General features: G+C 64.1%; 20 protein-coding genes and 1 other RNA gene. 9 read left to right on the forward strand and 12 right to left on the reverse strand.

The genetic code is table 11. The annotated features are described in order from the left end of the window. Nucleotides 1–76: 76 nt before the first annotated feature. The 12 genes from IHE49_RS13680 to IHE49_RS13735 form a co-directional block, all read right to left on the reverse strand. Nucleotides 77–889 carry a hypothetical protein gene (locus IHE49_RS13680; protein ID WP_192158796.1) on the reverse strand — a complete coding sequence of 271 codons (813 nt, stop codon included), beginning with the start codon at nucleotides 887–889 and terminating at the stop codon, nucleotides 77–79. Nucleotides 890–920: 31 nt separating this feature from the next. Continuing rightward, a complete protein-coding gene (locus IHE49_RS13685; protein WP_192158798.1) occupies nucleotides 921–3404 on the reverse strand; it encodes a VirB4 family type IV secretion/conjugal transfer ATPase in 2484 nt (827 codons plus the stop codon). 48 nt (nucleotides 3405–3452) lie between these two features. Further along, nucleotides 3453–3761, reverse strand: coding sequence for a VirB3 family type IV secretion system protein (locus IHE49_RS13690; protein ID WP_192158800.1), 309 nt, complete (start codon nucleotides 3759–3761; stop codon nucleotides 3453–3455). Beyond that, nucleotides 3754–4155 carry a TrbC/VirB2 family protein gene (locus IHE49_RS13695; RefSeq protein ID WP_192158802.1) on the reverse strand — a complete coding sequence of 134 codons (402 nt, stop codon included), beginning with the start codon at nucleotides 4153–4155 and terminating at the stop codon, nucleotides 3754–3756. The genes IHE49_RS13690 and IHE49_RS13695 overlap by 8 nt, the downstream gene beginning before the upstream one ends. A 200-nt stretch (nucleotides 4156–4355) precedes the next feature. Beyond that, nucleotides 4356–5321 carry a lytic transglycosylase domain-containing protein gene (locus tag IHE49_RS18675; protein WP_192158804.1) on the reverse strand — a complete coding sequence of 322 codons (966 nt, stop codon included), beginning with the start codon at nucleotides 5319–5321 and terminating at the stop codon, nucleotides 4356–4358. A gap of 33 nt (nucleotides 5322–5354) precedes the next feature. Further along, nucleotides 5355–6386: a P-type DNA transfer ATPase VirB11 gene (virB11, locus tag IHE49_RS13705; RefSeq protein ID WP_192158806.1), complete on the reverse strand. Its 1032-nt coding sequence runs from the start codon at nucleotides 6384–6386 to the stop codon at nucleotides 5355–5357. Nucleotides 6387–6407: 21 nt separating this feature from the next. Further along, complete coding sequence (locus IHE49_RS13710; protein ID WP_225578441.1) at nucleotides 6408–7559, reverse strand: TrbI/VirB10 family protein; 1152 nt, start codon at nucleotides 7557–7559, stop codon at nucleotides 6408–6410. A 35-nt stretch (nucleotides 7560–7594) separates the two neighbouring features. Continuing rightward, entirely contained in the window at nucleotides 7595–8362 is a 768-nt protein-coding gene (locus IHE49_RS13715) for a TrbG/VirB9 family P-type conjugative transfer protein (RefSeq protein ID WP_192158810.1), read from the reverse strand. Next, nucleotides 8359–9273: a type IV secretion system protein gene (locus IHE49_RS13720; protein ID WP_192158812.1), complete on the reverse strand. Its 915-nt coding sequence runs from the start codon at nucleotides 9271–9273 to the stop codon at nucleotides 8359–8361. The genes IHE49_RS13715 and IHE49_RS13720 overlap by 4 nt, the downstream gene beginning before the upstream one ends. 40 nt (nucleotides 9274–9313) lie before the next feature. Next, the gene (locus tag IHE49_RS13725) at nucleotides 9314–9772 is read right to left on the reverse strand and encodes a hypothetical protein (protein WP_192158990.1); all 459 of its coding nucleotides are present in this window, start codon (nucleotides 9770–9772) and stop codon (nucleotides 9314–9316) included. Nucleotides 9773–10287: 515 nt separating this feature from the next. Then, nucleotides 10288–10641, reverse strand: coding sequence for a YraN family protein (locus IHE49_RS13730; protein WP_192158813.1), 354 nt, complete (start codon nucleotides 10639–10641; stop codon nucleotides 10288–10290). Next, the gene (locus IHE49_RS13735; RefSeq protein WP_192158815.1) at nucleotides 10641–12512 is read right to left on the reverse strand and encodes a penicillin-binding protein activator; all 1872 of its coding nucleotides are present in this window, start codon (nucleotides 12510–12512) and stop codon (nucleotides 10641–10643) included. The genes IHE49_RS13730 and IHE49_RS13735 overlap by 1 nt, the downstream gene beginning before the upstream one ends. A 77-nt stretch (nucleotides 12513–12589) precedes the next feature. On the opposite strand from IHE49_RS13735, the gene rsmI reads away from it, so the two are divergent. From rsmI to mraY, 9 genes are all read left to right on the forward strand, one after another. Next, entirely contained in the window at nucleotides 12590–13417 is an 828-nt protein-coding gene (gene rsmI / locus IHE49_RS13740; RefSeq protein WP_192158817.1) for a 16S rRNA (cytidine(1402)-2'-O)-methyltransferase, read from the forward strand. A gap of 50 nt (nucleotides 13418–13467) precedes the next feature. Next, nucleotides 13468–13830: RNase P RNA component class A (gene rnpB / locus IHE49_RS13745), an RNA gene on the forward strand. A gap of 318 nt (nucleotides 13831–14148) precedes the next feature. Next, a complete protein-coding gene (gene mraZ / locus IHE49_RS13750; RefSeq protein ID WP_192158819.1) occupies nucleotides 14149–14595 on the forward strand; it encodes a division/cell wall cluster transcriptional repressor MraZ in 447 nt (148 codons plus the stop codon). 44 nt (nucleotides 14596–14639) lie between these two features. Continuing rightward, nucleotides 14640–15575, forward strand: coding sequence for a 16S rRNA (cytosine(1402)-N(4))-methyltransferase RsmH (gene rsmH / locus IHE49_RS13755; protein WP_192158821.1), 936 nt, complete (start codon nucleotides 14640–14642; stop codon nucleotides 15573–15575). 5 nt (nucleotides 15576–15580) lie between these two features. Beyond that, nucleotides 15581–15844: a cell division protein FtsL gene (gene ftsL / locus IHE49_RS13760; RefSeq protein WP_192158992.1), complete on the forward strand. Its 264-nt coding sequence runs from the start codon at nucleotides 15581–15583 to the stop codon at nucleotides 15842–15844. Then, entirely contained in the window at nucleotides 15844–17709 is a 1866-nt protein-coding gene (locus IHE49_RS13765) for a penicillin-binding protein 2 (protein ID WP_192158993.1), read from the forward strand. The genes ftsL and IHE49_RS13765 overlap by 1 nt, the downstream gene beginning before the upstream one ends. After that, entirely contained in the window at nucleotides 17706–19181 is a 1476-nt protein-coding gene (locus IHE49_RS13770; protein ID WP_192158823.1) for a UDP-N-acetylmuramoyl-L-alanyl-D-glutamate--2,6-diaminopimelate ligase, read from the forward strand. Before IHE49_RS13765 ends, IHE49_RS13770 begins: the two co-directional genes overlap by 4 nt. Then, nucleotides 19178–20545: a UDP-N-acetylmuramoyl-tripeptide--D-alanyl-D-alanine ligase gene (murF, locus tag IHE49_RS13775; protein WP_192158825.1), complete on the forward strand. Its 1368-nt coding sequence runs from the start codon at nucleotides 19178–19180 to the stop codon at nucleotides 20543–20545. The genes IHE49_RS13770 and murF overlap by 4 nt, the downstream gene beginning before the upstream one ends. Next, the gene (mraY, locus tag IHE49_RS13780) at nucleotides 20535–21635 is read left to right on the forward strand and encodes a phospho-N-acetylmuramoyl-pentapeptide-transferase (protein ID WP_192158827.1); all 1101 of its coding nucleotides are present in this window, start codon (nucleotides 20535–20537) and stop codon (nucleotides 21633–21635) included. Before murF ends, mraY begins: the two co-directional genes overlap by 11 nt. The last annotated feature ends 1 nt before the right edge of the window (nucleotide 21636 follow it).

Here is a 21636-nt window from a genome sequence, read left to right on the forward strand (position 1 = left end):
GCGGTGACAGGCGCAAGTCGCGCCGGGTGCCGTTCTCCGGCTTGCGAAACGTATGAAGTCCGGCACGATGGGATCCTTACCAGCCACTGGATTTTTCGATGCTGAGAGGCTGGGATGTGCCGGATGATTGGACGCTCAATGCCCCTTGCAGGACGGCGCCGGCGATGGCTTGCGAGGCGATGTTGCTGATGATGCTGTCCCCGCTGGGCTCGGTGGCCGACTTAGCCAGCTGGGTCTGCTGGTTTTGCTGGTCGTCGATGTACGCCAGATAGGCGAGATTGACCGATTCCATCTGCTGACGGTCGATCTGCAACTGCGCGATGATGGCGAGGATCTGGTTGCTGTTGTCTTGCAGCTTGCCGAATTCTTCCGCGCCGATTTGCTGGCGCGCGTTTTGCAGGTTGGTGAGGGCGGTTTGCAATTTGAGCGTAGAGTCGTACATGGCTTTCATGTAGTTGAATCGCGCCACCTTGGCCTTGATGATGTTTTGGCACATGCCCTGCTGCCCCGAGGCCACGCCATTGCAGGCCGTGGCACTGTTGTCCGTCGGCGTGCTGACCATCGAGTCCGGGTTGACGGCGCTGTCGGGTGCGGTCACGGTGCTGAGGGCGTTGGATGGCGCGGCGCCCAAGGTGTCGATGTTCTTGAGATGGCCGTTGACCGTGTCGGTGGAGCCGCTGCTGGTGCTGCCGCCAAGCTGGTTGCTGATGTTGGAGGTATTGGTCTTGATGCTGTTGGTATTGTTTCTGACGGTCTGGTCGGAAACGGCAACTTCATCCTGGGCGTGGATTGCGCCGGCAATGAGGCAACCAAGCAGGGTCACGGCCAGGGCGACGTGGCGGGCGCGCTTCAAGCGCGAAGGCACCGGGCGAGCAGGTGAGTTGGTCATGACGCACTCCTTCGTGTTCATGCGAGTTCGGTTACAGGGCTGCAGATCGGGTCGGCCGCGTGGACTGTGGCGGCTGGGTGGGGCTGGATTTTCCGCTACCCTTGCGATTTTCGTAGAACGCATCCAGCCACTGGTCGGGGCGCAGCTCGTCCACGCCCACGCTCGCGGTGGCGGCGCGTTCTTGTAGCACTTGGTGCATGATTTCTATGTTGTCGGTGGAGGCGGAGATCACCGACAGCGCGTCGTCCATGCCGCGCAGGTTGAGCTGGCATACCGCGCTGGCGTGGCCCTGCTTGACGAGGAAGCAGCGCGAGCGTTCATCCAGGCTCACCACCACTTGGTATTCGGCTTCGGTGAGCTTGAGGCCTTCCACGTAATCCTCGCGGCTGGCGTTGGGGTTGGGCAGCAGGATCATGGTGGCGGTCTGTTCGATCAGCGCGGCGGCGATGTCGCTGGCCAGCGCGTCCTCGGGGCTCTGGGTGGCGAAGATGCCGAGGCCGTTCTGTTTGCGGATGGTCTTCTGCTTGTTCTTGGCGAATTCCTTGAGGCCGCCCTTGCCGTCGAGGATCTTCCAGAATTCGTCCATTACGTAGATCAGCGGCCGACCGTCGATCAGCGCTTCCAGCCGGTGCAGCAGGTAGTTGATGACCGGCACGCGCACTTCGGGGTTGTCGATGATGTCGGTGTAGTCGAAGCCGATGATGCTGGCTTTTTCAAGGTCGATCGTGTCGACCGGGTTGTCGAACACCCAGCCCAGCGAGTTGCCCGCCGTCCACTTGCGCATGCGCACGTAGAGGCCGTCGTCGCCCATGTTGGGCAGGCTCTTCTGGAAGTTGGTCATGTTGCGCAGGCGCATCGGCGTGTCGAGCATGCTTTCCACGGCGCGGAAAATGTCTTCCTCCTCGCGCGAGCTGTAGACGCTCTTGCCGGCCAGTACCTTGATGAGTTCGGCGAGGAACTGCACATTGGCTTCGGTGCGCTCACAGTGGAACGGGTTGAAGCCGGTGGGCTGGCCGTTTTCCAGCGCCAGGTAGTTGCCGCCGCAGGCGCGCACGAAGATCTCCGCGCCGCGATCCTTGTCGAAGAAAAAGATCGTGGGCGAGGGCGTGTACTTCTGCACCTGGCTGAGCAGGAAATTGATCAGCGCGGTCTTGCCGGTACCGGACTTGCCGATGACCATGGTGTTGGCGATGGCCTTCTCGCCCAGCGAGTTCTCCGCCGGGTGGGTGGCATGGAAGTTGAAGTAGTAGGGCTGGCCGTTGGTGGTCTGCAGCGTGGTGACGTAGTCGCCCCAGGGGTTGTTCTCTTTCTTGCCGGTGGCGAAGTTGTGCAGCGGCGAGAGGCCGAGGAAGTTCAACGAGCTGACATTGGCCAGCCGCGTGCGGTATTTCCAGTTGCAGGGCAACTGCGAGTAGAACGAAGCGGTGACGGCGAGATCCTCCTTCACCGATACGAAGCCGGCGTTGGAAAGCTCCGCACGCGTTGCGGCGATCTGCTGCGAAAGAGTTTCCTGGTTCGGCGCGTAGACCGCGATGGTGAAGTGGTATTCGCCCAGCACGAAGTTGCCGGAGGCCAGTTGGTCCATGGCGTGGTCAAGCTCGGCGATCTGGCTGAAGGCCTTGTCGCCGGAGGAGATCATCATGCCCTTGGTGCGATCCAGCGCCTTCAGCGCGTCGTGGCGACCCATGGGGCTGAAGGAGTGGGTGATGACGTATTCGAAGTCGAGGTACTTCAGTCCGTTGAGGATGCCCGGATAGGTGCCGTCGGTATATTCCTTGATGTTGAGGATGGCGCCGAACTGGTTGGTGCCGTCGGGCGAGGTGATGACGAAGTCGCCGGTCTTGGCCGAGAAGCGGTGCTTGCTTACCGGCAGGTAGCTGTAGATCGGTGCAGGCAGCACCGGCACCGGTTCATCGATGCGGTTGAGCAGGTAACCGTAGAGCTCCAGCGGCTCGGAGAACACCACGCCGTTCTTGGCTTCGTACATGCCGAGCCGGTAGGGCGCGTAGTCCTTCAGCACGGCCTCGACGTTGCCCGCCAGTTCCAGCACGGTGTTGACGGCCTGCAACTGCTCGGATTCCAGCCGGGCGATGTCGCTGGATTTCTCGGCGAAGCGCTTGCCTTCGACGATGGGGCGGTAGATCAGGGTGAGGTACAGCTCGTTCTGCATCAGCTTCTGCGCCGACAGCGCGCTGTAATACGCGTCCGACATGCCCTGGTTGAAGGTCTGCGCGAAGCGCCCGTGATCCTTGAAGCGGCGGCGGCGACGTATGTCGTGCACCCAGAACGCCACGTTCACGAAATCCGGCGCACGCAGGGTCTGCAGCATGCGGTTGAAGGTGTTGTGGCGGTGCTCGATGTCCCACTCCTCGCGCCCCACGAACGGCAGGCCGCCCAGGCGCCACACCATGAGGTAATCGCCGCCCGTGGTCTTGAGCACGGTCGGCGATACGTGGGTGGACAGCGGGACGAATTCGCTGATCGCGGTGTCGGGAATGAAGCTGGGCTTGGACATGGTCTGGATCCGAAACGGCGCCCCGACATGCCGGGGCGCCTTGGTGGCTTACGTTTTGTCTTTCGACTGGCCGCGGTAGCTGTTGGGCGTGAATACCCACATCCCGTCGTGCTCGCGCAGGTTCCGGACCCGGGTGCGGAACTGCAGCCGCAGGCCGAGCAGCCGGAAAATCATTTCGTCGCGACGCGCCATCTGGCGCATCACGAAGATCACCGGCGGAATCAGCAACAGGTAGAACAGGTTGAAGTACATCGCCAACAGCAAGCACCCACCCGCACCTATGAAAAACGGCACATAGGGTACGCCCATGAACATGGGCGGGCGGGTGCAGCCGCGGAACAGCGCGTTCTTATGCATAGTGACTCAATGCATGCGAAATCAGGCTCGCCTGCTGCACGGTGCAAGAGCTGCCTGCACTGGTGCCCAGGAACATCTTGGCGATCTGGCTGGCCGCGCCAATCAGGATCGCGCCGATCATGACAGGGGCGACTTCGCCGATGCGCTTGTGCGCGAAGGCGATCTGGTAGCCGGAAAAGACCACCGCAATGGTCACCACCACGATGGAGACGGCATTGAGCAACATGTTGATGTTGTTGGCGAAAGTGCAAGTGGTGGTGATGGCATCGGTAGGGTCGGCCAGCGCGATATTGGGCAGGATCAAAGCAAGGGTGATTGCCACGTACAAGAACGTGCCCAGGCGCGCGCGGCTGGAGCGAAGGAGGCTGTCGGTGACGATCTGGTTCGGTGCCATGTCGAATTTCCTTGGGTGGGTGTGGAACATGTGGCGCTCAGGGGTGCGCCGCTTCAGGGGATGCTGCTGGTGCGCAGCCGGGTTCACTGCAGGACGCCTTGGATGTTGCAAGGCGGGTTTGCGGCCGTGCGGCCACCGACGCGGACTTGCGGGTCCGCAAACCTGGGCGAGTCGCGCACGCGATGGAGCACGTCGCGGCTTCAGAAAACGAAGGCGGCATCGCCGGGCTCCTGTGCGTGGGCGGCTGGGGTATGGGTTGTGGTGCTGGCAACCCCGGAAGTCGCCTGAGGCGACTTGGCCGGTTCGGATGCGGGCACCGGTGAGGGCGGCGGATCATTCGGCCCGGTTACCTGCGGCTCGAAGACCGAAGAGTCGGCCGTGGCATTGTTTGGCGTGTTGTTGGTTGGTCGGAAGGCAGGTGTGGAAGCGGTTGATGCAGTTGGTGTCGCTGCCACTGCCGCCGTCGTCATCGTGGTTGCTGCCGGGGGAGTGGGGGTGATCCTGGCGGCATCCAACGCCGCACTGGTCAGCGCAGCGGCAGCTTGATCCAAGACTTGGGCTCCGGCGACTGCCGGGTAAGCTTTCGTCGAGTAGAACGACACGCTGCGGATAGCCACGCGGTATTCGGGGCTGTCCGGCAGCGGCGTCGATATCTTGTCGGCGCTGTCGGTCGTGGCCACGGCCTTGAGCGGGATGGCCCGGGAGTCATCGGTATTCACCGCCACTCCCATGCCGCGGTTGATGGAGTCGTATACCTTCTGCACGTAGCCGTCGCGATAGCCGGTGACGAAGTCGCCCGAGTAGTAGCAGCTGAAGGCCTTGCCCCAGTCGCCGCCGGAGCTGGCATAACACGCGGCGAGTATCTGCGCACCGGCCGCCAGGTTGGGGCAGGCGTCGAAGGCTTTTTCGTAGGAGTCCAAGCCGTACTTGCCGAGGTTGGCGCGGTTCACCTGCGCTACGCCCAGCGAATAGTCGTAGCCCTTGGCATCGAGCATGTGCACGGTGGCCAGCGCTTCGGCCAGGTTCTTCGGCTGGCGTTCGAGCTGGCCACCGACCACGCCGATCGCATACGGATTGGCGCCCGATTCGACATCGACGATGTGGCTCATTACCTCGGCCGATACGGCCAAGTTTGGGCAAGCCATCAATCCGATTGCGGCGAACATGGTGCGATTTCCAGTCTCTGTGCGTGGTGAAGGTCAGGATTGCGCAAAGCTGCGCGCCGGATCGAAATCGATCCCGGTGATGCAACGACGCCCTGCATGCGCCTTGATGTGCACGACGATGTCGATCGTCATCATCAACAGGCGCTTGATGGTGGCGAATTCCAGACCGGCGCCTTCGTTGGAGGCCTTCACCATCAGGGCGAGCTGGTCCCAGGTCTGTTCCGTGCTCCCGGAGTGGCAACTGGTGATCGACCCCGGGTGGCCCGAGGCGCAATTGCGGATGAAGTAGAACGATTCGTCGCCACGCAATTCGGCCAGGATGATGCGGTCCGGCTTCATGCGCAGGCAGGCTTCCATGCAACTCTTGGCAGTGACGTTGCTGGTGCTCTGGCCACCCTTGGAATAGAGCAGGTGCACCACGTTGGGCTGTGTGATGAACAACTCGCGCGCGTCCTCGATCGTCACCAGCCGTTCGTTGTCGGGGATGTGGTGCACCAGCGACTTCATGAAGGTGGTCTTGCCGCTACCGGTGGCGCCGGAGACCACGATGTTCTTCTTGTTGAGCACCGCCTTGCGGAAGAAATCCGCGTAGTGGCGGCTGGCGCGCAGCTCCAGCAACTCGCGGTCGCTGTCGCTGATGCCGCGGCCGACCTCGACGATCTCGTCGAAGAAGCCGTCCTGCTGGTATTGGGCCAGCGTTTTCGTCTGCTTGGAGGGCAAGCGGATGGTGATGGATGCTTTGCCCGCCTCGCACGCCGGGGGTATCACGAATTGCGCGCGCTCCCCGGTGGGGAAAGTCAGCGACACCACCGGATCGGTATCGGTGATGCGTTGGCCGGTGTTGCTCTCGTTGACGACCGCGGTACAGAACTGACGTGCCCGTTCGAACGTGAGCGAGGGCACCTCGACGCGGCGCCATGCACCGTGGCTTTCCAAGTACAGCTCACCCGGGCGGTTGATGCAGATCTCGGTGACGTCTGGCGAAGACATGAACTCCCGCACTCCCAGTACTTCGTACTGGTAGGTGAGGAATTCGTTCGAGACGTGGGCGTCCAGTTCCTGCATGGTTGCTTCAAGTGAGGTGAATCAGAAACGGGCCACGACGCCACTGAAATCCACGTCTTTGGCGACGTAGACATAGATGATCGTGCCCTGGTTGATGGTGACGGTTGCGGGACGATTGGCAGAGGCCTGCACTGCCTGGCCGGCCAGGTTCTGCAAGGTTTGCGCGGTATTGCTTTGGAACGGTTGCTCGACCACCGCGCCATTGGTGATGGTCGCGGTCTTTGGACCATGCTCGGCAGCCTCGTAGCTGAAGGCATCGCTGAGCATGCTGACGAGCAGGGCCGCGCCGATGCGTTGGCCCCAGTGGGCGTTGTAATAGCCGGGGAGGCCAGCTCCGCCCAGGTTGTCGATGCCCGGGCTGGCCATGTTCACGTCAATACCGTTGGGCGTGATGATGCGATCCCAGATTACCGCCACGCGGTCGCCCACCGGGCCCTTGTCGTAGCTGCCAAGTACCTTGGAGCCCTTGGGCAATAGCAAGTGCTGCCCGTTGAACGAGTAGACCGGTTCGGTGACCAGGCAGGACGCATATCCGGGGATGTCCGAAATGATGCGGGTCTCGAGCACGCAGCGGATGTAGGTGCCGCGTTGCATCAGCGTGTCGGGACTGCGGAGCGGCTGGGCGCTGGTGACGTTCGAGTCATGCAGGCTGCCTGCAGGGCCAATGGGTGATGCGGCGACCGGTGTGGTGGGGCCGGCGCTGGGTTGATCCACATTGGCGGAATCCGAGCCTTGCAATGCGGCGATCCGGCGTTGCACCAGCGAAGGTGGTTGCGCGGCGGCTGCCTGCGACGGCTGCTGCGGCATCGGAGGCACAGGTGGTTGCTGCACCAAGGGGATGGCAGCGGCTTGTTGCGGTGCGGGTGCAGGTGCGGTGGGCTGCGGCAGGATCAGGGATTTGGGTGGCTCCGCCACCGTGACCTTTTCTTCGCGCGGCTTCGGTTGTTCGTTGTGGCTGCCCACGCCGGAGAGCATCCAGTAGGCAACAAACAACAAAAGCAACACGACCGCACCCAGCAGCAGCAGTGCACGCTGGTTCATCCGCTTGAGATCGTGCGACCTCAGCTGGGGAGCGCCTGCGTCGAGATCGGGCGCAGCGGATTGCTGGTAGCGGGTGGAATAGGGGTTGCTGGCCAGCGGATCGGCCTGGTTACCCGGCACGTCGTGGGGCATGGAGCCATCACCGGGCTGATTGGGAGTATTGGAGTTCACTTCTGGGTGTTCCTTCGCAGACCCACGACGTCGTTGCCGTGGCGGATGACCAGGTAGGGATACGTGCCGTGAACGATGATGGTGTTGCCCTCGACAGTCGTGTTCACCAGCGAGTCTTCGCTGTTTTCCTGTTCGCGCATGAAGATCGCGGGGAAATCGCCGGTCGGAAACTGTTTCAGGTCGCTCATCTTGATGTAGGTGAAGTGACCGTCGTCGTAGACATTGACCGGAACCAGCCACGGCGCAGCCTTGCTGCGCGTCGCGTAGTCGTAGTTGAAGTTGTAGCTTCGATCCGGGACGAGGCTGGTGTTGAGTGCGGATGTCTTCGCGTCTTTGCTGATCTCTTTGGCAAAGCTGGCATCGGCCGGGTAATTGAAGGTGATCTTGTATTCCACGCCGCTGCGACGAGCCTGGTCGAGCGTTTTCCAGTCGGTGGCGACCACCTTCAGTTCGAAGATGTAGGAGTGCGTTGCCGTGCGGATCATCATGTTGGTATCCACGTCGACGTTCTTCGGCTTCAAGTAGAAGACGTTGTCGCGCCGCGTGAGCTCCCAGCCGGAACTGAAGCCGGTGCTGTAGTCGAGGATTTTCTCCTGCGGACTGAGCTCGATTTGCGTGGTGATGCCGAGTCCCGTGCGCACCGGATAGATGCGATCGGGCTGGTATTCGTACTGTTGCACGACCTGTGCGTTCGCCAGCGTGGGCAATCCGAAGAGGGCCGCGCACGCTGCGATGGTCGTGCCAAGCAGGTTGGATCGATTCATGGGCGGCCTACTCCAGTGGCGGAATTCCCGGAGGCTTGCGCGGGTGCCTGCATGGGTTGATTGGCAACGACGGAAGCGGGGGGCAGGGCGGTCGGAGCGGTGGTGGCCATCGATGGAACGGCAGTCGAATTGATGCCCTGGGGAGGTACGGTGCGCGAGACTGCGTTTTGGATTTCGGCAGGCGGAGCCGACGAATAGTCGTCGTCGACGCGGTACTCGGTGACCCAGAAGCCAAGTGGATTCTGGATGCGGCTCTGATCGTCCATGTCGAGGTTGGACTTGTAGGCGAACGACATCGTTGCGATCTTGTTGTCCAGCGGCTGAGTGCTGCCGGTTCGCTTGTCGTAGAGGCTGCGCTGGAAGCGCACGGTGGCACCCTTGGGCGCCATGCCGGGGCCGCCACCGGTGAGCACGATGCTCAGCAGCTTGATGCGTATGGCGGTGTCCTTGCCGTATTTCTTGTAGGGGCCATCGGGATTGGTCGACGAATAGAGCTGGGTGTAGGCCGCGCTGACTCCTGGCGAGGACATGGTTTGGACCGTCGTCCAGTCGCCAAGATTGAGCAGTGCCAGGTCATAGGACTCGCGTGCCAGCACGAAGTGAGCGACGTTGCTGCGATTGATCGCCTCGCTCGTGCTGATCCTGTGCTGGGCCACGTCGTCCGTGAGGCGGGCGACTGTGCTGGTGCCGGTGTAGGCATCGGCCATGACGAGGTAAGGCACTTTCTGCTTGAGCGGCAGCATGTAGAAATAGCCGCCGGCAAGGATCAGCGACATGGTGATGGCACCGAACGCGACCATCCATGCGCGGCGTTCGCTGCGTCTGGCGAGATCGGCAATGGTCAATTCGAAATTGACGGACTTGGCGACCGCTTCGTCTATTTTCTGGCTGGAGGAATTTTTCTTCAGCATGGGCGGGGTTTCGACCCTTTCGTGTTGATGGCGCGCATGGTCATTTCGTGGCGATTGGAGTCGTGGAAGACGGTGCTGCAGGCGTGGCGCTTCCGGTGGGCGCGCCCGCGCCGCTGGAGGCAGCTGGCTGGACTTCGATTCGCCGCAGGCTGGCCGTGACGGAGACACCCTGCGCCGCATAGATGGAGTTGAGCTGCGCGACGGCGCTGTCGACATCCGTCGTGCGAATGCCGACAACGGGCTGGTACAGCGTCACGTCGAAAGGAAGCTGGTACGACAGCTCTCTGCCCGAGTCCTTGGCCCAGCGCGCAAGCATCGTCTTGAGCGTTTCGTCCATCGGAGAGGCATAAAACACATAGGCCGGATTCAGCGGTATCTCGGTCGGCGCATTCTGGAAATGATTGACGGGTTTCCATGGGCCGCTGAAGTTCTTGGCTGGCGGGGTGCCGCATCCGGCGAGTGCCGCGATGACAAGCAGCATGGCGCCTGCACGGGGCATTTTCAGTAGATCCTTGTCCATGGCTGATCCGCTGGTTGAGAGTGAAAGAGGGTGTTTCGAACGCCGCATGGATGCTGCCATTCGCGCGTCGCATGGAAATGACAAAGCGCCGCTGTCGACGGTCATGTTTGAAACAAGGGTTTGTTCGGAGAGATGCGTGCAGGGAGTGCTGGTGCGCTGCGTGCGCGTCGATGCGTTGCGCTGTCCAAGCACTGCGATATCCATTCGTGCATCCATTCCAAAGAATCCAAAGCCATTCGCATCCGAGCAGCCGACGCAGCGTGGTGCGCCGTGCGGGCATGTGCCGAGCTGGGTTAGTCGACGAATCCCCTGATGGCATATGAAGCCGCTACATTCGCGGATGCTGTCACGCCACTCGCGCGTGTTTCGTCGAATGCATCCCAAAACTGTGCGCCGTGCATGTTAGTTCGTGCACGAACAGGGGCATGTAAGAAGATGCACTGAAAAGTGCGTCGGGTTGCGCCGACGTTATGTAGTCCGTTACCTACGCAGCGTCATGCTTCGAATGCGCCACGCAGCCACTGCATACGTGCATCCGCTTCGGGGCCGTCGTATCCGACCACGTCGAAGCGGCAGGGCCGGTGAGCGTGTTGCGAGTGAGCAGCCAGCCAGAGTTGAGCAGTGCGGATCAGCTTGTCCTGCTTGCTGCGGGTGACTGAGGCCAGCGCGTTGCCGTGGCCTGCGCGTATGCGATAACGCACTTCGACAAAGACCACCACATCGCGATCCAGCATCACCAGATCGAGCTCGCCGAGACGGGTGGTGTAGTTGCGGGCGAGCACCTCGAGGCCGGCGCGCTCGAGCTCGGCACTGGCGCGTTGCTCGAAGGCGGCGCCGGTGCTGCGCATCAGTTGCTGGTTGAAGAAGCCGCCGCGGGTTGCACGCTGCTGCTGGCCGGCGCGGGGGCGCTGCCGGACGATGCGGGCAGATCGTCCAATTGCAGGCTGCCGCTGAGCGGGCGGGCCACGCCGTTCTCGAATTTCGCCCAGGTCAGCACGCGGCGGATGCGGCCGAACTGGTCGGCGGTGAGCTGGCCGGAGGCGCCGGGGAGATAGCTGCCTGGATGGTCACGCAGCCAATCGAGATAAGGCACGAGATTCCACGCATCCATACCGAACGCGAACAGCCGCGCGTTGGCGTCGCGTGCGGAGGGCAACTGGGTGGCAATGTCGTCGTGGCTGGGCAGGCCGGGCTGGGCGTTGAACAGCCACGGGGCGTCGCAGAATTCCACGCCGTTGAGATCGCCATCGGCGGTGGGATTGTCACTGCCGGCGTAGATGTGCGAGGTGCCAAATACTGGCAACGTGATCTTGGCGATTTGCAATTGCGGCATCAGCAGGCGCGCCTGGCTGGGGCGCATGCTGATGAAGAGACCGGTATCGCTGTCTGCGCCGGCCATGTTGAGCTGGCTGATCGTGTTGGTGTAATCCGTGTCGGTGGCGGGTACGGTGGCCATGCCGAGCACGTTGCCGCCGCGGGCGAGGAATTCGGCCTTGAAGGCGTTGGCCGCACGCTGGGCGAAGTCGTCGCTGGAGATCGCTACGTAGGCCCGGTGCAGGCCGCGGTCGACCATGTGGTCGGCTGCCTGGGCGCCTTCGGTTTCCGGCAGCAGGCCGAATTCGCTGGTGCCGCTGGACGGGGGTTGCTTGTTGTCCGGGTGGTTCAGTGCCAGCACCGGCACTGGCAGCAAGGACTGGGCGAACAACGCGGCTACTGCGCCGCGAGTAAGCGGGCCGACCACCAGTTGGGCGCCGTCCTTGGTGGCCTGCTGATAAGCCTCGGTTGCACCATCGGTATTGCCTCGGGTGTCATAGATGCGCACCGAGGCGCGAGGTGCATGGGTGCGTGCGGCCTCCGCATAGGCGGCGAAGAAGCCTTCGAGGATGGTGTTGCCGGCGGCGGCGTAGGGGCCGCTTTGCGGCAGCAACAGGGCTATGCGGGCGGGCATTTTGTAGCCCTCCCGGACATCGGCGTTGGCGCCCGGCAACAAGGTGCCTACCGGCTGCTGCAGCGATGGCGTGGGTTGTGCGACTGCGATGCCGTGTTGGCTCAGCGCCTCGTTCGTCCACGGCAACATGCGGTCGCCCGCCTGCATCGCGGCAGCGCGTTGCTTGAGGGTGGCTACGTCAAGCTGGGCGAGTTCGGCGAGAACCAGCTTGCGGTTTTCCGAGCGGTCGAGTCCTTGCAGGTGATCGTCCATCTGCACACGGGTGCGCGCAGCACCCCAGTGGTCGCCGGTGGCCGCCTGTGCGCGGGCGCGCAGTTCGTACAGGCGCAGTTGCAGCGCTTCCGGCACGGCGACGGTGGGTTGCGTGGTGAGCCGCAGTGCGGCAGCGGCATCGTGGTGGTGCAACGCGAGATCGGCACGCAGCAGGTCGAAGCGCATGGCGTCGTCGCCTTGCAGGTTTTCGCGCTTGATCTGCGCAAGCGTGGGCGCGGCGGTGTCGATGCGGCCTTCCTCGCGCCAGGCCTCGGCAGCCAGCAGGCGATAATGGTCGGCATGGCCGCCGTATTGGGAGGCAAGCGTGAGATAAGCCTGCGCGGCTTGGTCGAACTGGCCTTGACGCGCCAGCGACGCGGCGCTGTCCGTGGCGGCGGTTTCGGCGGGCGACGGCTTGGTGTTGCCAGGGACGCAACTGCTCAGAACCAGCGTGCCGGCAAGCAGCAGGACGGAGGCGAGGGCCGGCAGGGACTGTCGGGTGACGGGGCGCAGGCGCATCTGGACTCTCAATGTCGGCATGTTTGCGTCGAGTGTGAGCGATGATAGCCCATCGTTTCCGTGACCCGGTCTTGCACATGCCACCTATCCAACCCGGCTGCCTGTGGGTAGTCGCCACGCCGATCGGCCATCGCGAGGATTTCTCTGCGCGCGCCATCGCCACGCTGCGCGAGGTGGCGGTGATCGCCGCCGAGGACACTCGCCACAGCAAGCCGCTGCTGCTCCACCACAACATCGCCACGCCGCTGCTTGCCTTGCATGAGCACAACGAGCGCGAAGTAGTAGACGCCATCGTGAGGCGATTGCAGGGCGGCGAATCGGTGGCGCTGATTTCCGATGCGGGCACGCCGTTGATTTCCGATCCGGGTTTTCGGCTGGTGCGTGCGGCGCGGGCGGCCGGTGTGCGTTGTGCGCCGGTGCCAGGTGCCTGTGCGGCAATTGCCGCGTTGTCGGTGGCGGGATTGCCCAGCGATCGGTTCGTGTTCGAAGGTTTCCTGCCGCCGAAATCTGCGGCGCGGCGTACACGCCTGCAGGAGTTGGCAGCTGAACCGCGCACCTTGATCTTTTACGAATCCTCGCATCGCGTGGCGGAGAGCCTTGCCGACATGCGTGCGGTATTCGGTGATGAGCGCGAGGCGGTACTGGCGCGCGAACTCACCAAGATGTTCGAGACGGTGATCGATCAGCCGCTGGCGCGGCTGGCCGAACGCGTGGCAAGCGATCCCGACCAGCAGCGCGGCGAGTGCGTGATCCTCGTTGCCGGTCGTGGCGAGGAGGCCGATGCGAAGCTGGCCGAAGGCCGGCGCATCTTTGCGATCCTGCGCGAGGAATTGCCGCCGGCCAAGGCGGCGAAGTTGGCCGCGGCGATCAGCGGCGCGGCGCGCAAGGCCTTGTATGAATCGTGATGGCGCGTGCGAGCGGGCTTTTCCGCTTCCTGCCCGCTACAATGAGCAGCGGAGTCGGCCGGACAGTCGCGTCGCGCGCAAGCGCGTCGAGGAAAGTCCGGGCTCCATAGGGCAGAGTGCCAGGTAACGCCTGGGCGGCGCGAGCCGACGGCCAGTGCAACAGAGAGCAGACCGCCGATGGCCCGCAAGGGCACAGGTAAGGGTGAAAGGGTGCGGTAAGAGCGCACCGCGTACGGGGCCAACGTCGTACGGCACGGTAAACCCCACTCGGAGCAAGACCAAATAGGGGAACGATAACGCGGCCCGCGTTGTTCCCGGGTAGGTTGCTGGAGCCAGGTGGCGACGCCTGGCCGAGAGGAATGACTGTCGCGCCGCAAGGCGTACAGAACCCGGCTTACAGGCCGACTCCGCCTTTCCCTTGCTGCCCGTCCCGACGCGATATGCGCCGGGGCGGGCCTGCGGGTGCGCGGTGCGGCAGCGTGAATGCTTGTTCATCCCGTTGCCGCCATGGCGGCCGTTGCGGATGGTTTTCGGGCTCTATGTGTCGAGTGTGTTGCGGAAAAACCTCCCTGCATTCAAACACCTTGATGGTGTTCCTCAGAAAGTGCTGGAAACACAGTCATAACTTCGCCTTTCTCATTGATTCACAAGCAAAAATCCCTTGACAGTCTCACAGGGCGAGACTATCGTGGATTTCAGTGTGAAATCGTGGGTAATCGTGGAGTCTGTTCGTGTTCCAAGGCGAGACTGCCATCACCGTTGACGACAAGGGCCGCCTGGCCATTCCGACCGCTTACCGCGAGTTGGTGGTTGGCGCCTGCGCGAATCGGCTGGTGGTCACCTACAACCCGTTCGAGCTGGGCTGCCTGTGGCTGTTCCCGCACGACGAATGGGAAAAGGTGCGCGATCAGGTCAATGCGTTGCCCAAGGTCAAGGCCGCCCATCGCGACATGCAGATGAAGCTGGTGGGTGCTGCAACCGTCGTCGAACCCGACGGCGCCGCACGCATCCTGCTGCCGGCCAGTCAGCGTTCGGCGGCGGGCATCGAGAAGAAGGCGGTGCTGTTGGGTATGGGCAACAAGTTCGAGCTGTGGAGCGAACAGGCCCACCTGGCCAAGATCCGCCAGACCATCGGCGAAGACGACATCACTGACGACATGGCCGCGTTGCAGCTGTAACGCGGCGTGAAATTTTGCGGACGAACCGGACGGGAGGGTGCGGCATGGCCGAATTGCGGCACATCCCGGTAATGCTGGAAGAAGCGGTGGAGGGCCTTGCCGTGCAGGCAGGCGGGCGTTATCTGGATGGCACGTTTGGACGCGGCGGTCACGCCCGCGCCGTGCTGTCGCGCCTGGGCCCCGATGGTCGCCTGCTGCTGATGGATCGCGACCCGCAGGCCGTCGCCGAAGCGCGGAAGTCATTCGCTGCCGAGCCGCGCGTGGCGATCCGCCACGACAACTTCTCGGGCATGGCCGAATGGGACGAAACAGCCGAAGGGTTGGACGGCGTGCTGCTCGATCTCGGCGTGTCCTCGCCGCAGCTGGACGAAGCCGCACGCGGTTTCAGCTTCATGGCCGATGCTCCGCTGGACATGCGTATGGATACCAGCCGGGGCGAGAGCGCCGCGGATTTCCTCGCGCATGCCACCGAGCGCGAAATCGCCGATGTGCTGTGGCAGTTCGGCGAGGAGCGTTTCAGCCGCAAGATCGCCCATGCCATCGTCGAGCGCCGCGCTGAAAATCCCGTCACGCGTACCGGCGAACTTGCCGCGTTGATCGAGCGTGTGGTGGGTCGACGCGAACCGGGCAAGCATCCGGCCACGCGCAGTTTCCAGGCGCTGCGCATCCGCGTGAACGGAGAGCTGGATGCCGTGCGGCGCGGGCTGGATGCCGCGTTGTCGCGGCTGAAGCCCGGCGGCCGGCTCGCGGTCATCAGCTTCCACTCGCTGGAAGACCGCATCGTCAAGCAATTCATCCGCGACCATGGCGGGCGAGTGGTGGGCAGCCGGCGTGGGCCGCCGGTGGTTGCCGCGCCAGCCGAGTTGGTGGCGGTGGGCAAGGCGCAGTTTCCTTCCGATGCCGAGTTGACGGCGAATCCGCGCGCACGTTCAGCCGTGCTGCGGGTCGCCGAGAAGCTGCCGTTGGCGGAGGGGGCATGAAGGCGATCCAGGGCATTTTCATGCTTGCGCTGCTGGCTGCCGTGATCGGCAGCGCCATCAGCGTGGTGTGGGCGCGCCACGAAAGCCGCGTGCTGTTCGTGAAGCTGACCGCGCTGCAGAACCAGCGCGACGACATGAACATCGAATATGGCCGGCTCGAGCTGGAGCAGGCCACGTTCGCCGAGCCGCGTCGCATCGACGAGGAGGCGCGGCAGCAATTGGGCATGGTCGATCCGCGACCGCAAGACATCCGGTTGCTGCGCCGATGATGAAGTGGCGAGACCGCATCCGTCCGCAACCGCAGCGCGCCAAGTCGTCGCGTAGCCGGCGCCGCGGCGCCGGCTCCAGTGCGCGCAAGCGCATGGTGCTGGTGGTGGCTGTGCTTGGCCTGATTTCGCTGGGTCTGGTGGCGCGCGCGTTCGACCTGCAAGTTGTGCGCAAGCAGTTCTACCAGAAGCAGGGCGATGCGCGCTTCCTGCGCGAGATGCCGATTGCGGTGTCGCGCGGCACCATCTTCGACCGCAATGGCGAGCCGCTGGCAGTGTCCACGCCGGTCACCTCGATCTGGGCCAATCCGGCCGAACTGCTGGCGAACGCGGATCGCATCCCCGCGCTGGCGAAGGCGTTGGGCGGCGATCCGCAGCAGATCGAGCAATACCTCGAGCAGCGCTCCGATCGCGAGTTCGTCTACCTGCGCCGGCAGATGCCGCCGGAGGCGGCGCAGGCCGTGCTCGACCTCGACATCCCGGGCGTCAACAGCCAGCGCGAGTTCAAGCGCTTCTATCCGTCGGGCGAGGTCACCGCACACGTCATCGGCGTCACCAATATCGACGACCACGGCCAGGAAGGCCTTGAACTGGCCTACGACGACTGGCTCGCCGGCAAGCCCGGTGCCAAACGCGTGATCCGCGACGGCAAGGGTCACGAAGTGGCGGAGTTAGAGCAGGTGCGCGCACCCAAACCGGGGCAAAACCTCACGCTCAGCATCGACCGCGGCATCCAGTTCCTTGCCTACAACGAGCTAAAGAACACGCTGGAAAAATACAGCGCGGCTTCCGGCTCGATGGTGGTGATGGACGTGCACACCGGCGAGATCCTGGCGATGGCCAGCCTCCCGACCTACAACCCGAACGCACTGGCCGGCAGCAAGCCGGTGCAGCGACGCAACCGCGCGGCGACCGACGTGGTGGAGCCCGGCTCCACGATGAAGGCGTTCACCCTGGCGGCGGCGCTGTCCAGCGGCAAATACACGCCGACCAGCCCGGCCATCGAGACCGGCAACGGCCATTGGTTTTTCTACGGCCACGATATCCACGACGACGACCCGAACGGAACGCTCACGCCTACCGGCGTACTGACGCGTTCCAGCAACGTGGGCGCGGCGAAGATCGCGATGACGCTAGACACGTCGCTGATGTACAACACCTATCGCGCCTTCGGCTTCGGCAGCAGCACAGGCAGCGGCTTTCCGGGCGAATCATCGGGTCTGCTGCGCGTCGGCCGTGACTGGCGACCGCTGGAAAAGGCCATCATGGCCTACGGCTACGGCCTCAACGTCACGCCGCTGCAGTTGGCCACTGGCTACGCGACGATCGCCGACGGTGGCGTGATGCACACGCCCACGTTCATCAAGGGCGACGACAGCCCGGGCAAGCAGATCATCTCGCCGCAGGTGGCGCACGAGCTGGTGAGCATGCTGGAGACGGTAACCGGACCCAACAGCACCGGCGCGAATGCGCGCATCGCGAACTACAGCGTGGCCGGCAAGACCGGCACTTCGCACCAGGCGATCGCCGGTGGTTACTCCAAAGATACCTACAACTCCTTGTTCGCCGGCATCGTGCCTGCCAGCGATCCGCAACTGGTGGCCGTGGTGGTGGTCAACGGCACCACCAGGGGTGGCTACTTCGGTGGCACCGTGTCGGCGCCGGTGTTTTCCGCGGTAATGGGTGGGGCCGTGCGCCTGCTCGACATTCCGCCAGACAACATCGGACGCTGGTATGTGGGTGGCCCGCTGCAGGGCAATGGCGGCCTGGTCGGCAGCCAGACGCCGCCACCGCAACCTTCGGCTAACGACGCGCCAGTGCACGAGGCGCCGGTCGACGAAGCGCCGTCGGAAGGAGACGCGCCATGACCGGCCGCCTCGATCAATTGCTGCTGGGCATCGCCGACGTTCCCGCGACTGCTGCGCGCATCGCGGTAAGCGGACTCGCGCTGGATTCGCGCAAGGTTGGCCGCGGCGACGCGTTCTTTGCCTTGCGTGGTACGCAGGGCCACGGCATCCAGTTTGCCGCGAGCGCAGCGCAGCGCGGCGCAGCCGTGGTGCTGGCCGAAGCGCCGGCCGTCGAAATCGCCTCGCTGGACGTGCCGGTGTTGTGGATCGATAGCTTGCATGAGCAGGTCGGCGAAATCGCCTCGCGCTTTTACGGCCGTCCCTCCGAGGAGCTGCGGGTGGTCGGCGTCACCGGCACCAACGGCAAGACCTCGACCGTGCAATTGCTGGCGCAGGCACTGGAGTTCCTTGGCCGTCGCGCCGCCACGATTGGCACACTGGGAGCGGGTCTCCACGGGTGGCTGCGCGATGGCGAGCGCACCACGCCGGATGCGATCAGCGTGCATGGCCTGCTCGCCGAATTTCGCGACGCCGGCGCTACTCACGTGGCGATGGAGGTGTCCTCGCATGCGCTGGAGCAGGGCCGTGTCGGCGCGGTGGATTTCGAGGTCGCCGCATTCACCAACCTCACCCGCGACCATCTGGATTACCACGGCAGCATGGAGGCCTATGGCACGGCCAAGGCCAAGCTGTTCGCGTGGCCCGGTCTGCGCGCGGCCGTCATCAATAGCGACGATGCGTTCGGCGCCCAGTTGCTGGACCAGTTGCCTGCCGAAGTGCGCGCATTGCGCGTCAGTGCGAAGGGCGATGCGGCGGGGGACGTAACAGCGGGCAACGTGGTCAGCTCCGCCGAAGGCCTGTCCTTCGTACTGCGCACGCCATGGGGCGCGCATACGCTCAGGAGCCACCTGCTCGGCCTGTTCAATGTGGCCAACCTGCTCACCGTGGCGGCTTGCCTCGGTGCGTTGGGTGAGCCGTTCGAGCGCATCGTGGCCGCACTGGAGAAATTGCAGCCGGTCAACGGCCGCATGAGCCGGCTGGGTGGGCACGATGGTCTGCCGCTGGTGGTGGTCGATTACGCGCACACGCCTGACGCGCTGGAGCAGGTGCTGAATGCCGTGCGCGCGCATTGCCGCGGGCGGTTGATCTGCGTATTCGGCTGCGGCGGTGAGCGCGATGCGGGCAAGCGGCCGCTGATGGGCGCCATCGCGGCGCGCCTGGCTGACGTTTCCCTCGTTACCGACGACAACCCGCGTGGCGAGAACGGCGACGCCATCGTGGCGCAGATCGTGGCCGGCATGGGCGCGGCGCGCGAATACAGCGTGCAGCGCGACCGCGCCGCCGCCATCGGCCAGGCGCTGGAAATGGCCATGGTCAACGACGTGGTGGTGATCGCCGGCAAGGGTCACGAAACCTACCAGGAGGGCGCGGCTGGCAAGCGCCCGTTTGATGACATGCTGGTCGCGCGTGCGGCCCTGGAGCGCCGCGCATGATGCAACTCGGCGCCATTGCGATGTGGACGCACGGTCGTCTGCTCGGTGACGACGCCGCCGTGGGCGGTGTCGCGATCGACACGCGCAAGATCAAGCCCGGTGACCTGTTTGTCGCGTTCAAGGGCGAGCATGTGGACGGCCATGACTATCTCGCGCAGGCGCAAGCCGCTGGCGCGGCCGGTGCGCTGGTGGCGCGCAAGGTGGACAGCCCGTTGCCGCAGGTGCTGGTGGACGACGTGGAGACGGCGCTGGGCGACCTCGCCAGCGCGGTGCGTGCGCAGCGCCATGCACGGGTGATCGGCATCACCGGCTCCAACGGCAAGACCACGGTGAAGATGCTGACGGCGGCCATCTTGTCGTTGCACGGCCGCACCCATGTCAATACCGGCAGTTTCAACAACGAGATCGGCCTGCCGCTGACCTTGCTGTCGATGCCCGAGGACGCCGAATACGCAGTGCTGGAGATGGGGGCGGGCAAGCCCGGCGACATCGCCTATTTGGCCGCCATCGCGCGGCCCGAAATCGGCCTCGTCAACATCATTGCGCCGGCGCATCTTGAGCGCATGGGCAGCGTGGAAGGCGTGGCCGAGACCAAGGGCGCGCTATACCAGGCATTGCCCGCGGACGGCGTGGCCATCATCAACGCGGACGATGCATTCGCCGGCTTTTTTTCCGGTCTGGTCGGGTCGCGGCGTGTGTTGCGCTTCGGCCTGGAGCACAAGGCCGACCTGAGTGCGGAGAGCCTGGAGCTGCACGCGGATGGCTCGCGTTTCGTGCTCGTCACGCCACAGGGCAAGGCAGCGGTCGACTTCGCGCTGCCCGGCCGCCACAACGTGGCCAACGCGCTGGCTGCGGCATCCATTGCGCTGGCGCTGGACGTGCCGCTCGACACCATCGTCGCCGGCTTGCAGCAGGCTCGCGCAGTCACGGGACGTCTGCGCCGCATCGTGTTGACCGGTGGTGGCACGTTGATCGACGACAGCTACAACGCCAATCCCAGTTCGATGGCCGCGGCCATCGAGACGCTGGCATTGGCACAGGGCGAGCGCTGGCTGGTGCTGGGCGACATGGCCGAACTCGGCGCCGACGCGCGCGCGTTGCATGCAGGGGTGGGTGCAAAGGCGCGCGAGCATGGCATCGAACGCCTGTTCGCGGTCGGCGTGCTGGGCGCGGCAGCGGTCGAGGCATTCGGTGACGGCGGTGAGCACTTCGCGGACAAGGTGAGTCTGATCGCCGCGTTGCAGAGTGGCCTGCACGGTGGCGTGACCTGCCTGGTCAAGGGTTCGCATTCGGCGGGCATGGAACAAGTCGTGAAGGCGCTCGAAGGCGTGGTCAAGAAGGAGGGCGCATCCGATGCTGCTTGAACTTGCGGACTGGATGGCGCGGCACTTCACCACGCTGCACCTGTTCCAGTACATCACCTTCCGCACCATCATGGCCGCGCTCACCGCGCTGGCGGTGTCGCTGCTGCTGGGGCCGGCACTGATCCGTAAGCTCGCCGCATTGAAGGCGGGCCAGGTGGTGCGCAGCGACGGCCCGCAGTCGCACCTGTCCAAGGCCGGCACACCGACCATGGGCGGCGTGATGATCCTGCTCGCGGTCACCGTGGCCACGCTGCTGTGGGCCGACCTGCACAACCGCTACGTGTGGGTGGTGCTGGCGGTAATGCTGAGCTTCGGCGTGATCGGCTTCTACGACGATTACCGCAAGCTGGTGCTCAAGGACAGCCGCGGCCTGGCATCGCGCTGGAAGTATTTCTGGCAGTCGGTATTCGGCCTTGGCGCGGCGCTGTTCCTGTATTACACCGCACCGCAGGCGATGGGCGGCGTGCCGGTGGCGGAAACGGCGCTGTACGTGCCGCTGTTCAAGCACGTGGCGATTCCGCTGGGCGTGCTCTTCGTGGTGGTGGCCTATTTCATCGTGGTGGGCTTTTCCAACGCGGTGAATCTCACCGATGGCCTCGACGGTCTCGCCATCATGCCTACCGTGCTGGTGTCCGGCGCGCTGGGCGTATTCGCCTACCTCGCCGGCAACAAGGTGTTCTCCGAATACCTCGGCATTCCCTCGATCCCCGGCGCGGGCGAACTCGCGATCTACTGCGGCGCGCTGGCTGGAGCGGGTCTGGGTTTCCTGTGGTTCAACACCTATCCCGCGCAGGTGTTCATGGGCGATGTGGGCGCGCTGGCCATCGGTGCCGCGCTGGGCTGCATCGCGGTGATCGTGCGGCAAGAGATCGTGCTGCTGGTGATGGGCGGCGTATTCGTGCTGGAAACCGCCTCGGTAATGATCCAGGTGGCCAGCTTCAAGACCACAGGAAAACGCGTGTTCCGCATGGCGCCCATCCACCATCACTTCGAGTTGAAGGGCTGGCCCGAACCGCGGGTGATCGTGCGCTTCTGGATCATCAGCGTCGTGCTGGTGCTGATCGGCCTCGCCACGTTGAAGGTGCGTTGAG

It is taken from the genome of Rhodanobacter sp. 7MK24, assembly GCF_014842995.1.
In the GTDB taxonomy this organism is placed as follows: Bacteria; Pseudomonadota; Gammaproteobacteria; order Xanthomonadales; family Rhodanobacteraceae; genus Rhodanobacter_A.